This window comes from Streptomyces sp. NBC_01016 (assembly GCF_026341035.1).
In the GTDB taxonomy this organism is placed as follows: Bacteria; Actinomycetota; Actinomycetes; order Streptomycetales; family Streptomycetaceae; genus Streptomyces.
The window spans coordinates 2,671,453-2,685,507 of the sequence record NZ_JAPEOQ010000001.1 but is presented as its reverse complement, the minus strand read 5'-3'; the positions used below and the strand labels follow the sequence as shown (position 1 = coordinate 2,685,507).

12 protein-coding genes and 1 pseudogene are annotated in these 14,055 nt (G+C 70.2%); 7 read left to right on the top strand and 6 right to left on the bottom strand.

Annotated elements, in window-relative coordinates:
- Positions 1-314 precede the first annotated feature (314 nt).
- The 4 genes from OG746_RS12515 to OG746_RS12500 all read left to right on the top strand — a co-directional run bounded on the left by OG746_RS12515 (position 315) and on the right by OG746_RS12500 (position 5,273).
- Entirely contained in the window at positions 315-3,587 is a 3,273-nt protein-coding gene (locus tag OG746_RS12515) for a sensor histidine kinase (protein ID WP_266714483.1), read from the top strand.
- 10 nt (positions 3,588-3,597) lie between these two features.
- Entirely contained in the window at positions 3,598-4,011 is a 414-nt protein-coding gene (locus OG746_RS12510; RefSeq protein WP_266714481.1) for a roadblock/LC7 domain-containing protein, read from the top strand.
- Positions 4,012-4,105: 94 nt separating this feature from the next.
- Positions 4,106-4,702: a DUF742 domain-containing protein gene (locus OG746_RS12505; protein WP_443063146.1), complete on the top strand. Its 597-nt coding sequence runs from the start codon at positions 4,106-4,108 to the stop codon at positions 4,700-4,702.
- On the top strand, positions 4,683-5,273 hold the full coding sequence (locus OG746_RS12500) for a GTP-binding protein (protein ID WP_266714479.1): 591 nt from the start codon (positions 4,683-4,685) through the stop codon (positions 5,271-5,273). Before OG746_RS12505 ends, OG746_RS12500 begins: the two co-directional genes overlap by 20 nt.
- A gap of 69 nt (positions 5,274-5,342) precedes the next feature.
- On the opposite strand, the gene OG746_RS12495 is transcribed toward OG746_RS12500, so the two are convergent.
- The 5 genes and pseudogenes from OG746_RS12495 to OG746_RS12480 all read right to left on the bottom strand — a co-directional run bounded on the left by OG746_RS12495 (position 5,343) and on the right by OG746_RS12480 (position 8,353).
- Positions 5,343-5,696 carry an SRPBCC domain-containing protein gene (locus tag OG746_RS12495; RefSeq protein ID WP_266714477.1) on the bottom strand — a complete coding sequence of 118 codons (354 nt, stop codon included), beginning with the start codon at positions 5,694-5,696 and terminating at the stop codon, positions 5,343-5,345.
- A gap of 162 nt (positions 5,697-5,858) precedes the next feature.
- Positions 5,859-6,287, bottom strand: coding sequence for a TetR-like C-terminal domain-containing protein (locus OG746_RS12490; protein ID WP_266714475.1), 429 nt, complete (start codon positions 6,285-6,287; stop codon positions 5,859-5,861).
- Positions 6,288-6,416 (bottom strand): annotated as a pseudogene (locus tag OG746_RS45545) (TetR/AcrR family transcriptional regulator); the annotation flags it as partial.
- A 121-nt stretch (positions 6,417-6,537) separates the two neighbouring features.
- Positions 6,538-6,729, bottom strand: a complete 192-nt coding sequence (locus tag OG746_RS12485) for an acyl-CoA carboxylase subunit epsilon (RefSeq protein WP_266714473.1) — start codon at positions 6,727-6,729, stop codon at positions 6,538-6,540.
- 28 nt (positions 6,730-6,757) lie between these two features.
- On the bottom strand, positions 6,758-8,353 hold the full coding sequence (locus tag OG746_RS12480; RefSeq protein WP_266714471.1) for an acyl-CoA carboxylase subunit beta: 1,596 nt from the start codon (positions 8,351-8,353) through the stop codon (positions 6,758-6,760).
- Positions 8,354-8,741: 388 nt separating this feature from the next.
- On the opposite strand from OG746_RS12480, the gene OG746_RS12475 reads away from it, so the two are divergent.
- From OG746_RS12475 to qcrB, 3 genes are all read left to right on the top strand, one after another.
- On the top strand, positions 8,742-9,359 hold the full coding sequence (locus OG746_RS12475; RefSeq protein WP_266714469.1) for a YceI family protein: 618 nt from the start codon (positions 8,742-8,744) through the stop codon (positions 9,357-9,359).
- 186 nt (positions 9,360-9,545) lie between these two features.
- A complete protein-coding gene (locus OG746_RS12470; RefSeq protein WP_266714467.1) occupies positions 9,546-10,940 on the top strand; it encodes an oxidoreductase in 1,395 nt (464 codons plus the stop codon).
- A 72-nt stretch (positions 10,941-11,012) separates the two neighbouring features.
- Positions 11,013-12,686: a cytochrome bc1 complex cytochrome b subunit gene (gene qcrB / locus OG746_RS12465; protein WP_266714465.1), complete on the top strand. Its 1,674-nt coding sequence runs from the start codon at positions 11,013-11,015 to the stop codon at positions 12,684-12,686.
- 8 nt (positions 12,687-12,694) lie between these two features.
- Here qcrB and OG746_RS12460 read toward each other — a convergent pair whose 3' ends face one another.
- Complete coding sequence (locus tag OG746_RS12460; protein WP_266714463.1) at positions 12,695-14,032, bottom strand: hypothetical protein; 1,338 nt, start codon at positions 14,030-14,032, stop codon at positions 12,695-12,697.
- Between the last annotated feature and the right edge of the window lie 23 nt (positions 14,033-14,055).

Genomic DNA, 14,055 nt, shown 5'->3' with positions numbered 1-14,055 from the left:
CCCATTCGGCGCCCCCTGTGGCCTTTGACACGCCGGGCCCTGGTGTTCATAACGTTTCGAAAGAGAATTCCCAGGGCACCGACACACGTCGCGCACAGCCGGTTCCACTGCGCTCACAAGAGCCCCGCCTTTTGGCGGGGCTCGCTCTTTATGACCGTTTTATCTGGGGTGTGCGTCACGCGGAGCTTCCGCTTCCGACTGTTTGGAGGTGTGCCTCCTGACGTGCTGGAATGCGCTGAACTGCCCAGTAGGAATGGGCCTGGAGACATACCGCGGCACAACGTAGGTGCCGACGCCGAGAGGTTGTTGGTCGAGTGAGGCGAAGCAAGAACAGTCCCGAGCCGGTCTCGGCGCGGGGCAACTTCACCCCGCCCCCGCGCGACGCGGCGCGGACCGCGCCGGCGGCCGAGGCCACGGCGCCGGCGTCGTCGGGCGGACGCATGTCGCCCCGTAACTGGCGTGTACCCACCAAGCTGAACGCCATCCTTCTCATACCCGTGCTCGTCGGCCTCGTCATGGGTGGCTTCCAGGTGTCGAACTCGATCGACACCTGGCAGGAGGCCGAGGACGCCGAGAGCACCGCACGCCTCGTGCAGGCCTCGCTGACGTACGGCAACCGCCTCATCGAGGAGCGCGACAGCACCGCGGCGCCCCTCCTCCAGGGCAAGACGGACGACCCCCAGGTCGCCAAGGCCCGCGAGGCCACGGACACCGCCGCCGAGAAGTTCCACGCCGCGGCAGCGAACATGCCGCAGAAGGAAGGCCTCGAGCGCCGCATGGCGCAGTTCACCAAGGTCGAGCCCCAGCTGAAGAAGCTGCGGGCCGCCGCGTACACCTCCAGGCTGCCCGGCGTGCAGACCGAAGAGGGCTACGTCGCCATCCAGCACCCGCTGATGGAGTTCGCCAACGAGCTCGGCCTCGGCACCGGCAACATCACCAGCTACGGCCGTACCGTCTACGCGATCTCGCTGACCAAGGCGGCGCTCTCGCTGGAGCGGTCCATCGGCATGCACCTCCTGGTGAAGCCCGGCCCCGGCGCCACGAACCTGACCCGTCAGCGCACCGCGCTCGGCAGCTACGCCTACCTCGAGAACATCGCCATCGAGGAGTACAAGGGCGGCGGTACGGCCGAGGACCTCCAGAAGCTCCAGGGCACGATCAAGAGGCTGAAGTCCGACGGCGCCAAGCAGGCCGCCGCGGCCAAGGCCAAGAACCCCTCGTACATCCCGCCGCCCGAGAACACCAAGATGGTCGGCGCCGTGGTGGCCCTGCCCAGCACCCAGCCGAGTGCCAGGCTCGCGCTCGCCCAGAAGGGCGTCACGCCCGAGAACTGGTGGGCGGTCAACACGGCGAAGTTCGACGCCTATCGCACGATCGAGTCGAATCTCGCGGACAAGGCCGTGACCGAGGCCTCCGGGATCGCCGCCGACGCCAAGCGCGAGGCGATCATCATCGGTGCCGCCGTCGTGATCGCCCTGCTCGTCGCCGTCCTGATCGCCGGCCAGATGGCCCGGCAGATGTCCCGCTCGATGCGCCGGCTGCGCTCCGCCGCCTTCGACGTGGCCGAGCAGCGCCTGCCGATGCTCGTCGACCAGCTCTCGCGCACCGAGCCGGGCCGGGTGGACACCCGCGTACAGCCGATCCCGATCGTCACGACGGACGAGATCGGCGAGGTCGCCCGCGCCTTCGACCAGGTGCACCGCGAGGCCGTCCGGCTCGCCGCCGAGCAGGCGCTGCTCCGGGGCAACATCAACGCGATCTTCACCAACCTGTCGCGCCGCAACCAGTCGCTGATCGAGGGCCAGCTGACCCTCATCACCGACCTGGAGAACAACGAGGCCGACCCGGACCAGCTGGAGAACCTCTTCCGCCTGGACCACCTCGCGACCCGTATGCGCCGCAACGGCGAGAACCTCCTGGTGCTCGCGGGCGAGGAGCCCGGCCGCCGCTGGGACCAGCCGGTCCCGCTGGTCGACGTGCTGCGCGCCGCGACCTCCGAGGTGGAGCAGTACGAGCGCATCGAGCTGGCCGGCGTCCCCGAGGCCGAGATCCACGGCCGCGCGGTCACCGACCTCGTGCACCTGCTCGCCGAGCTTCTGGAGAACGCCACGACGTTCTCCTCGCCGCAGACCAAGGTCCGCGTCACCGCGACCCGTCTCCCCGACGGCCGCGTCATGATCGAGATCCACGACAAGGGAATCGGCCTCACCGCCGAGGACTTCGCGGACATCAACCACAAGCTGGCCAACCCGCCGACGGTGGACGCCGCGATCTCCCAGCGCATGGGCCTGTTCGTGGTCGGCCGCCTGTCGGACCGGCACGGCATCCGCGTGCAGCTGCGCCCCTCGGGCGAGCAGGCGGGTACGACGTCGCTGGTCATGCTGCCCGAGGCGATCACGCACGGTGGTGGCGGCGGGGTCCAGGAGGACTCCGAGTTCACCGTCTCGACGATGATCCCGAAGCAGGCCGCGTTCGAGCACACCCCGCTGCGCACGGCCGCCGAACTCGGCTTCGACGACAGCCAGTACGACATCCCGGACGACGCCCGCGAGTTGGACCCGGTCGGCCGCTCCCTCATGCGTGAGGAGCGCCGTGCGGCCCTGGAGGCGCAGCAGCAGGACGACCCCGTCCAGGACCAGCGGCAGCCGCAACAGGAACGCCCGCTCTTCCGCGACGACTTCCAGCCACAGCAGCCGCAGCAGGACCGTCCGCCCTTCGCGGAGCAGAACCCGTACGACACCCGGCAGGCCCCGTACGACAACCGCCGGCAGCTCGGCTACGACGATCCGCAGCAGGGCGTCTACGACGAGCACCGGGGCGGCTACGACGGCCGGCAGCAGGGCGGTTTCGACGACCGGCAGCAGAACGGTTTCGACGGGTTCGTCCCCGTACAGCCCACCCACGGCACCGGACAGCCGGACGGGTTCGCCTCCGGGTACGCCCCGCAGGACGGCTATGCGGAAGCCCCGCGGGAGCCGTACAACCCCTTCGAGCCGTCCTCGCAGCGAGCCGACTGGCAGGCACAGGACGCCTTCCGGGAGCCCTACCGACCCGATTTCCAGGGCCCGTTCGGCACCGAAGCGGAATCCGCTCCGGGCACTGCCGCAGCGGACCGGGAACGCGTAGGCTTCGACGGACACGGTGCCACCCCCTCGGCAGATTCGGCCGGACCGGCCCCTTCCGCACCCCACGCGCTGACCGACGCAGGTCTGCCGCGGCGCGGTGGCGGTGCCCCGCAGGAGCCCGCGCCGACCCCCCAGCAGGCCCCCGAGACCCGCTCCGAGGACGACACCGACTGGCGCTCTGCCAACGACGCCCGGTGGGTGCGCGCGGAGCAGCTCAAGAAGCCGAAGGCGGGCGGGGTCACCGCGTCCGGACTTCCGCGCCGGGTGCCCAAGGCCAACCTGGTCGAGGGCACGGCGGAGTCGACGCCGCAGGGCGGCCCACAGGTCTCCCGCGCCCCCGAAGACGTCAGGGGCAGGCTCAGCAACCTGCGTCGCGGCGTACAGCGGGGACGCAGTGAAGGCAGCAGTGATACGAACGGCCAGGGCTTCGGCCCTGACAGCACCTACAACCAGGAGCGTTAGTGTGAGCCCGATGAGCCAGGCGGCACAGAACCTGAACTGGTTGATCACCAACTTCGTGGACAACACCCCCGGTGTGTCCCACACGGTGGTGGTCTCCGCCGACGGACTCCTTCTGGCGATGTCCGAAGGGTTCCCCCGCGACCGCGCCGACCAGTTGGCGGCCGTCGCCTCGGGTCTGACCTCGTTGACCGCGGGCGCCTCCCGCATCTTCGAAGGCGGCCCGGTGAACCAGACAGTTGTGGAGATGGAGCGAGGATTCCTCTTCATCATGTCCATCTCCGACGGCTCTTCTCTCGCCGTCCTTGCACACCCCGAGGCGGACATTGGCCTCGTTGGGTACGAGATGGCCCTTCTTGTCGACCGGGCGGGCACGGTTCTCACGCCGGACCTGCGGGCGGAGCTTCAGGGAAGCCTTCTCAACTAACAGACAGGCAGTGCGTATTCGTGTCCCGGGGCCGTAAGGTTTCGGGACGCGGCTCCACAGTGATGGTGCCCAGCGCAGTCGGAGGAGGAAGTTCGTGTCTGGTTCAGCAACACCCCCGAGCGGTTCGTCGGCCCAGTGGCCGCCCTACGGCCACGGCCAGGGGCGGGGCCAGGCGGGCATGGGTGACGACGGATCCCAGAACCGGTACAACTTCCCGTCTTCCCCCTCGTCGGCGAACCACGCCCGACCGACCCGGCAGCCCGGTCCCTACGACCAGCCGCCCGCGCCGCGCATCCAGCCCGTGCAGCCGCAGCCGCGCCCCGACGCGAATCCCGCACCCGCCGCAAAGAACAACCCGCTGGTGCGCCCGTACGCCATGACGGGCGGCCGCACAAGGCCGCGGTACCAGCTCGCCATCGAGGCGCTGGTGCACACCACCGCGCAGCCGCACCAGTTGCAGGGCCAACTGCCCGAGCACCAGCGGATCTGCACTCTCTGCCGAGAGATCAAGTCGGTGGCCGAGATCTCGGCCCTCCTGACGATCCCTCTCGGTGTGGCCAGGATTCTCGTCGCCGACCTCGCGGAGGCGGGACTGGTCGCCATCCATCAGCCCGGCGGCGACGAGAGCGCCGGCGGCCAGCCAGACGTGACATTGCTCGAAAGGGTGCTCAGTGGACTTCGCAAGCTCTAGCGGAGGGCCGGCTGCTCCAAGCCGTTCCACCACATCGGCGAAGATCGTGGTGGCAGGTGGTTTCGGCGTCGGCAAGACGACGTTCGTGGGCGCCGTCTCCGAGATCAACCCGCTGCGCACCGAGGCCGTCATGACGTCCGCGTCCGCGGGCATCGACGACCTGACCCACACCGGGGACAAGACGACCACGACGGTCGCCATGGACTTCGGCCGCATCACGCTCGACCAGGACCTGATCCTGTACCTCTTCGGTACGCCGGGCCAGGACCGCTTCTGGTTCATGTGGGACGACCTGGTGCGCGGCGCGATCGGCGCCGTCGTCCTCGTCGACACCCGCCGCCTCGCCGACTGCTTCCCCGCGGTCGACTACTTCGAGAACTCCGGCCTGCCCTTCGTCATCGCCCTCAACGGCTTCGACGGCGCGCAGCCGTACAACCCGGACGAGGTCCGCGAGGCCCTCCAGATCGGCCCCGACACCCCGATCATCACGACGGACGCCCGCCACCGCGCGGACGCCAAGTCGACGCTGATCACGTTGGTGGAGCACGCCCTCATGGCCCGCCTCCGGTAGTCGCCCGACCCTGACACGGCGAATGGCCGCACCCCTTGCCGGGTGCGGCCATTCGCCGTGTCAGGGGGGTCAGGACCCTAGCGCCTCGGCCCGTTCGGCCAGCGCCTCGTTCATGGCCCGGAACTGCGGCAGCGTCCGGGACGTCAGGACGCCCTGGGCGAAGGGCACGGCGACTCCGGTGAAGCGTTCGCTCTGGGTGAGACGGACGCGGTGCGGGCCGAGCCGTTCGACGGTGAAGCGGTGCTGCCTGTCGGCGATCCAGCCGGGCCCCATCTTCCCGAGCCAGCGCAACTCCACTCCGGCATCGGCGACTTGGACCTGCGGCTCGAAGGTGCTGTCTCCGCCGGAGTCGTGCATCACGATCCGCAGTCGCGCGCCCTCCGTCAGACGGCCGCCGGAGGAGGTCACTCGCGCCGAGGTCATGAACGGGTTCCACTCCTGGTAGGCCGGGAGGAGGCCGTGGAGGTGCCGGCCTGCGGGGCGGTCAGTGACGTATCAGCCATCGTGGGTCCTCTTTCGCGTCGGTGGCGAACGGACGTGCTGACGAGCGCTGTGCGTCGAGCGGTGTGCGTCGAGGGGCGGGAGTCAGGCCAGGGCGCCGCGCAGGGCGTCCGTGACGAGCTGGTCGACGTAGGCCGCGTCGAGCGGGCGGCCGGTGATCAGGAGCCGGTAGTAGAGCGCGCCGGCGAGCTGGTCGAAGAGCACTTCGGGGTCGAGGTCCGCGCGCAACTCGCGCTGCTCCTTTGCCTGTTCGAGCAGGGTCAGCACCAGCGCGTTGCGGCGCCGGAACATGGCCTGCACGGCCTCGCCGACGTCCCGGTGGCGGGCGGCCGCGGCGGCGACCTCGGCGACCAGCCCCGCGGAGGTGTCCCCCGACGTGGCGGGGCGGCCGGCCTGCCGCATGCGGTCGAGCCCGGCGACGATCGCGTTGAGGTAGCGCGTGAGGTCGGCGCGGACGTCGCCGCCGTACTCGACCGGCACGGTGTCCTGGAAGCGTCCGACCACGGCCACCACGAGATGGTCCTTGGTGGGCCAGCGGCGGTACAGGGTGGTCTTCGCGACGCCCGCCCGCGAGGCGGCCTCGTCGACGGAGAAGCGGTCGTAGCCGCGCTCCAGCAGCAGCGCCAGCGCCGCGTCGACGATACGGGCGTCCGCTCCCTCGCTGCGTGGGCGACCGCGCCGGACAAGGCGCCCACACGAAGAGGCCCCGTCTCCTCTCGGGAGACGGGGCCTCTTCGGTGCTTCGAGGTGCTGAGCGGGTGCGTCAGCGCCAGCTGTGCGGCGCGCGGAAGCCGGGCTCGCGCTCCAGGCGGCGCCACCCCGCGCGGTTGTGCCGGACGTGGTGCGCCGGGGCCTCGGGAGTGGCGGCGGCGCGGGCCAGCAGGATCGCGGTGATGGCCGCGACCTCCTCCGGCTCGGCGTGGCCCTTCTCGACGCGGATGTCAGGCATGGGCATGTGGCAGGTCTCCTACGACTAGTGCCGGTTACTGCGGCGGGTTGCCGTGCTTGCGGGACGGCAGGTCGGCGTGCTTGGTGCGCAGCATCGCCAGGGACTTGATCAGCACCTCACGCGTCTCCGCGGGGTCGATCACGTCGTCGACCAGGCCGCGCTCCGCCGCGTAGTACGGGTGCATCAGCTCGGCCTTGTACTCCTTGACCATCTTCTGGCGCATCGCCTCGGGGTCCTCGGCCTCGGCGATCTGCCGGCGGAAGATCACGTTGGCCGCGCCCTCGGCGCCCATGACCGCGATCTCGTTGGTCGGCCAGGCGTAGGTGAGGTCGGCGCCGATGGACTGGGAGTCCATGACGATGTACGCACCTCCGTACGCCTTGCGCAGGATCAGCGAGATCCGGGGCACGGTGGCGTTGCAGTACGCGTACAGCAGCTTGGCGCCGTGCCGGATGATGCCGCCGTGCTCCTGGTCGACGCCGGGCAGGAAGCCGGGGACGTCGAGCAGGGTCACGATGGGGATGTTAAAAGCATCGCACATCTGGACGAACCGGGCGGCCTTCTCCGAGGCCTCGATGTCCAGGACGCCCGCGAGGGCCTGCGGCTGGTTGGCGACGATGCCGACGACCTGGCCGTCGAGCCGGGCCAGGGCGCAGATGATGTTGCGCGCCCAGCGCTCGTGGATCTCCAGGTAGTCGCCGTCGTCGACGAGCTCCTCGATGACCTTGGTCATGTCGTACGGGCGGTTGCCGTCGGCCGGGACCAGGTCGAGCAGGACGTCGCCGCGGCGCTCCGCCGGGTCGTCGGACTCGATGGTCGGCGGGTTCTCCCGGTTGTTCTGCGGGAGCATCGAGAGCAGGTAGCGGACCTCGGCGAGGCAGGTCTCCTCGTCGTCGTACGCGAAGTGCGAGACGCCGCTCGTCTCCGCGTGGACGTCGGCGCCGCCGAGCCCGTTCTGGGTGATCTCCTCGCCCGTGACCGCCTTGACCACGTCCGGGCCCGTGATGAACATCTGCGAGGTGTCGCGGACCATGAACACGAAGTCCGTGAGCGCCGGGCTGTACGCCGCGCCACCCGCGCACGGGCCGAGCATCACGCTGATCTGCGGGATGACGCCGGACGCCCTGGTGTTGCGCTGGAAGATGCCGCCGTAGCCGGCGAGGGCACTCACACCCTCCTGGATACGGGCGCCCGCGCCGTCGTTCAGCGAGACCAGCGGGGCACCGGCCGCGATGGCCATGTCCATGATCTTGTGGATCTTCGTGGCGTGGGCCTCGCCCAGCGCGCCGCCGAAGATCCGGAAGTCGTGCGCGTAGACGAAGACCGTGCGGCCCTCGACCGTGCCCCAACCGGTGATGACACCGTCGGTGTGGGGCTTCTTGGCCTCCAGGCCGAAGCCGGTGGCCCGGTGCCGGCGCAGCTGCTCGACCTCGTTGAACGAACCCTCGTCGAGGAGCAGCGCGATGCGCTCGCGCGCCGTCAGCTTCCCCTTCGCGTGCTGGGCCGCGGTCGCCTTCTCGCTGGGTCCGGCCAGTGCCTGCGCACGGATCGCGTGCAGCTCGGCCACGCGTCCACGGGCGTCGGTGGGCTCGTCCCCAGGGTTCGAGGCGCTGTCGTCCAAAACGGTCATGTAGTGACCTTACGAAAGGCACCCATGAAAACCGTCCGTCGACTCCGTACAGTCTCCGGCCCGTTTTCCTGGTAGCCCTGAACAGAACCCGGCCGCCGGGGGGCCGAAGTGACTGCTCAGCGCGGGTCCGCCTTGTAGACGTCACACAAAGCGGCGCCCTGAGACCCGCCTCACACCGCCGCCGTCACCGCCGTCGGCGCGCACCGCGCACACGCCCGAAAGGGCGACCCGGACCATATCGGGCTGTAATCGAGGAAACACGCATCGTTTGATGTTGAACATTGAACATCATCGCGCTACAGTCGAACCAGTTGATAGTTCAACGTTCAACATCACTGCATCACTCCACCTGGCACCCCCCGTGCCGCCCGTCCCCAAGGAGCACGTCATGGGCATCTTCGGCCGCAAGAACGAGTCCGCCACCACCCCCGCCACCGCCGCTGCCGACGCGCCGGCCAACCCGGACCTCGCCGCCGTCACCGGCGACTACACCGTCGACCCCGCTCACACCACGCTCGGCTTCGTCGCCCGGCACGCCATGGTGACCAACGTGAAGGGCAGCTTCAGCGACTTCACCGGCTCGCTGCACCTGGACGGCTCGGACCCGGCGAAGTCCACGGCCTCCTTCGACGTGCAGATGGCGAGCATCTCGACCGGTAACGAGGACCGTGACGGCCACCTGAAGAGCGCCGACTTCTTCAAGATCGACGAGTTCCCGACGATGACCTTCCGGTCGACCTCCGCCGAGTCCCTGGGCGGCGACGACTACCGCATCACGGGTGACCTGACGATCCTCGGCACCACCAAGCCGCTCACCATCGACCTGGAGTTCAACGGCGTCGCGAAGGACCCGTTCGGCAACGAGCGCGTCGGCTTCGAGGGCAAGACCGAGATCCTCCGCTCGGACTGGGGCCTCACCTGGAACGCCGCGCTCGAGACCGGTGGCGTCCTCATCTCCGACAAGATCAAGCTCAACTTCGACATCTCGGCGATCAAGGAGGCCTGAACCGGCCCACTGCGTCGGCGAGTTCAGGCGGTCACGAGTTTCGTGACCGCCAACTCGTGTTTTCCTGCGGGGTGGGCAAGGTGGTCATCCAACGGCATCCATCCGCCGAAGTAGGGCATGCTGCGGTCACACGCGCGGCCCCCGGCGGAGCGCGCACCCGCCGCTGGACGGACCCCGAGGAGCCCGATGCCGCCACCCGTGCCGTCGACACCCGCCCCTGATCGGAGCGTCGACGCCGCTGTGGTGCGGCGGGGCATTCTCGACGCGGACGCGGGGCCGGACCCGTATGTGTTGCGCGACGCGCGCGTGCGCGGGGCGCTGGCGCTGGACGGGGCCGAGATCAAGCGGCTCGTACGGTTCGAGGAGTGCCGCTTCGACGAACCGATGACGTTGGAGGGTGCGAGCACGCTCGCGCTCAGTGTCACCGACTGCGATCTGCCCGGATTCCTGGCGCCGACGGCGCAGATAGGCGGGCGGCTCGACCTGCGCGGGTCGACGATCAGCGGGGACGGCCCGCGCGGCGCCGTATACCTCGTGCACGCGCACATCGCGGGCGGTATGCGGCTCGACCGGGCGCGCCTGGTGGCACCGGAGGGCATCGCGCTGAACGCGGGCGGCCTTGTCATGCAGGGCGGCGTGTTCTGCGAGGAGGGGTTCGTCGCGCACGGTCAAGTGCTCGTGCCGGGAGCCGAGTTGACCGGTGGGCTGTGGATGGGCGGGGCGCGGATCGTGGTCCCGGAGCCGGACCAGGTCGCGTTCAACGGGGACGGGCTGCGGGCGTCGACCGTGCGCCTGCACGAGGGGTTCTGGACAAACGGCCGGGTGCGGTTGCGTGGGGTGCGGGTCGACGACCTGTTGTCGTTCGGCCGCGCCGAACTCGTGGGCGCGGGCTCGTCGTTGATGTGCGTGGGCGCACAGGTGGAGGCGCTCGACCTGCGGTTCACGAGGCCACCGGCGGGCGGCGTGAACCTGCGCAACGCGCACGCGGGCCGTATCCAGGACCACCCCACCACCTGGAAGGGCCCGTTGGGCCTGGACGGATTGACGTACGACTGGCTGGCGTCGACGGCCGCCGCGCAGCACGAGGACAGTACGAACCGGCTGGCGTGGCTGCGCCTGCAACCCGGGTACGCACCCCAGCCGTACGAGCAACTCGCCGCGCACTACCGGAGGTTGGGCCATGAGGGCGAGGCCCGCCGCGTCCTGCTCGTACGCGAGCGGCGGCGCCGCGCGACGCTCGGTCCCGCCGGGCGGGCCTGGGGGTGGCTGCTGGAGGCCACCGTCGGGTACGGCTACCGGCCGTGGATCGCCGGGATCTGGCTCGCCGCGCTCACCCTGTTCGGCGCCGCCGTCTTCGCCGCGCACACCCCCGTACCGAACAAGAAGGGCGAGGGGCCGCCGTTCAACGCGGCCGCGTACGCCCTGGACCTGATGGTGCCGATCGGCGGGCTCGGCCAGCGCGGCGGCTGGCACTGGGACGAGGCGGGCGTGCAGGGCCTCGCGTACGGGCTGATCGCGGTCGGCTGGATCCTGACGACGACGGTCGTGGCGGGGGTGACGCGGACGCTGAGCCGGGGGTGAGGACGCCCGCATGTCACAGATTCGGGGTCCGCTCCGTCTCCTCTCTGAGTAACCACGGGAGGAGCCGGACCGATGTCCCACCGCACGGAGCGCCGCGAACCCACCCCCGCCGCAGGAGAACGCCTGGCCGACTGGGCCGACGGGCGGCTCGGGATCCACGGCCTCGGCCGGAAGTATCTGCGCAAGGTGTTTCCCGACCACTGGTCGTTCATGCTGGGCGAGATCTGCCTCTACACCTTCCTCATCCTGATCCTCACCGGCGTCTATCTGACGCTCTTCTTCCATCCGTCGATGAACGAGGTGACGTACGACGGCAGTTACGTGCCGCTGAAGGGCATCCGGATGTCGGAGGCGTACTCATCGACGCTCGACCTCAGCTTCGACGTGCGCGGCGGTCTGCTCATCCGGCAGATCCACCACTGGTCGGCGCTGATCTTCGTCGCGGCGATGTTCGTGCACATGATGCGGCACTTCTTCACCGGCTCGTTCCGCAAGCCGCGCGAGCTGAACTGGCTGTTCGGCTGGCTGCTGCTGTTCCTCGCCCTCTTCGAGGGCCTGCTGGGGTACTCGCTCCCCGACGACATGCTCTCCGGCGCCGGCATGCGGCTGATCGAGGGCATGACGCTCGCCGTCCCGATCGTCGGCACGTATCTGTCGTTCTTCTTGTTCGGCGGCGAGTTCCCGGGGAACGACATCGTGGCCCGCTTCTACTCGATCCACGTCCTGCTGCTGCCCGGCATCATGGCGTTGCTCGTCGTCACGCACCTGATCCTGGTCTTCTACCACAAGCACACCCAGTATCCGGGCCCGGGAAAGACCGAACGCACCGTCGTGGGCGAGCCGTTCTTCCCGAACTACGTCGCCAAGGCGGGCGGCTTCTTCTTCCTCGTGTTCGGCGTGGTCACGCTCGTCTCGGCGGTCGCGTCCATCAACCCGGTCTGGGTGTACGGGCCCTACCGCCCGGACCATGTCTCCACCGGCGCCCAGCCGGACTGGTACCTGGGGTTCGCCGAGGGCCTGGTGCGCGTGATGCCGGGCTGGGAGATCGTGCTGGGCGGCCACACCCTGGCGCTCGGCGTCCTCGTCCCGTTCCTGGCGTTCCCGCTGTGGCTGGTGCTGGTCGGGGTGTACCCGTTCGTGGAGGCGTGGATCACGGGCGACAAGCGGGAGCACCATCTGCTCGACCGTCCCCGGAATCGGCCTGTCCGTACGGCACTTGGCGCGGCCTGGCTGACCGGCTTCCTCGTCGCGATGGCGGCCGGCGGCAACGACCTCTGGGCCACGCACTTCCACCTCTCCGTGAACGCCATCACCTGGTTCGCGCGGGTGGCGCTGTTCGCAGGGCCCGTCCTCGCGTTCGTCGTGACGAAGCGGGTGTGTCTCGGGCTCCAGCACCGGGACCGGGAGAAGGTGCTGCACGGACGCGAGACGGGACGCGTCAAGCGACTCCCGCACGGCGAGTACGTGGAGGTCCACGAGCCGCTGGAACAGGGCGAGTTGTACCGCCTCACGCAGCACGAGCAGCCCGCCGCGCTTGAGGCGCTGCCGGACGAGGACGAGCACGGGGTACGTCGGCGGGTGCGGGCGGCGCAGCGGCTGCGGGTGGCGTTGTCGCGGTGGATGTTCGGGGCGGGGACGCAGGTGCCGAAGGCCGGCCCACCGCTCCAGGCGGGCTCGGCACATCAAGCCCCTCCGGCAATCGAGCAGCAGGGTCCGGGGCGGAGCCCCGAGACGTCGGACCGCTAGAAGGACCGCTAGAACCCGCCCCCGAAGTCCCCTCCGCCGCCACCACCGAAGTCGCCCCCGCCTCCGCCGTCGCCGAAGCCGCCGCCGAAGTCACCCGGGTCGAAGTCGGACCCGGAGACGTCGCCGCCGTCGAAGCCGCCACCGAAGTCACCGCCGCCGTAGTCGGCGGCGTAGGCGGGGCTCGCCAGCATGGAGCCGAGCACCGTGCCGACCAGCAGGCCCGGCAGCATGCCGCCGCCGAAGTAACCGCCGGCCCACGGACCGTACGCCGGGCCGGCCTCGTAGTACGGGCGGCGCTCCCCCTCCCCCGCGTCGACCGTGCGCACGTGCGGGTCCTCGCCGTCCCGCAGCCGCGTCGCGTCCGCCGCGCAGACCGGGACCTCGCGTGCCGAGCCGCCGGGCGGCGTCCACTCGGCGTCCTCGGTGGAGGGGCCGTGGCGCGGGTCGAAGAAGCAGGGCGCCCTGCGCTCGGGCAGCGGGCGGCCCTCACGGCGCGCGGCGAGCTGCGCGAGCGAGAACCGGCCGTCCTCAAGGGCCTGCGTCACGCCGCGCACATCGTCCGGGCGCTGCGCGTCGGCCATGTACTGCTTGGCCTTCTCGTACGCGTCGAGCGCCCGCTCGAAGTCCGCGCGCATCGCGTCGTCGGCCCCGGCCTCCGCCGGGTGGAAGTCGAGCCGGTCGAGTTCCTCGCCGAACGCGGTGATGTCCTCGTCCACCACGACCCGCAGCTTGTCGAGCGCCTCGCGCTGCTCCTCCTCGCGCCTGCGCCGGTTCCGCCTGCTCAGGGCGTACACACCGGCTCCGCCGATCACCACGACCGCGCCGACGCCGATCAGCGGCCCGGCGGAGACGCCGTCGTCACCGCCACCCGCGTCCCAGGCGGACGGGGCCGAACCCTTGGCCGTACGGACCGACGTACTCACGAAGTCGTCGAGCTGGCTCTTGGCCGACTGGCCCTGAACGCTGTCGACCGCGTTCTTGACGGACTGCTGCGACATCACCCGAGAGTCCGCGCGCGCGTCGAACCGATCGCCGAGGCGGACCCCGTACACGCCCACGACCCCGGTCTTCGCCCGCAGGTCACTGAACAGCTTCTGCGTCGGGAAGTCGGCGGGCAGCACCGCCACCATCACCGGCTTGTCCGCGTCCTTGATCTTGTTCTCGAGCGCGTCGACGTCGTCCGACGTCAGTCCGGCGGACGCGCCGGGCGCGACGTAGACGGGGCTCTTCTCCAGGGCGTCGGCCACGGTGGACACGTCCGTGGCCGCCGAGGCGGGTGGCGCCACCGCGAGGGTGGCGCCCAGAGCGAGGAGCGGGGCGGCGAGGGCGGCGATAAGGGGCCTCATGTATCGACGCTAACTCGCTTCGC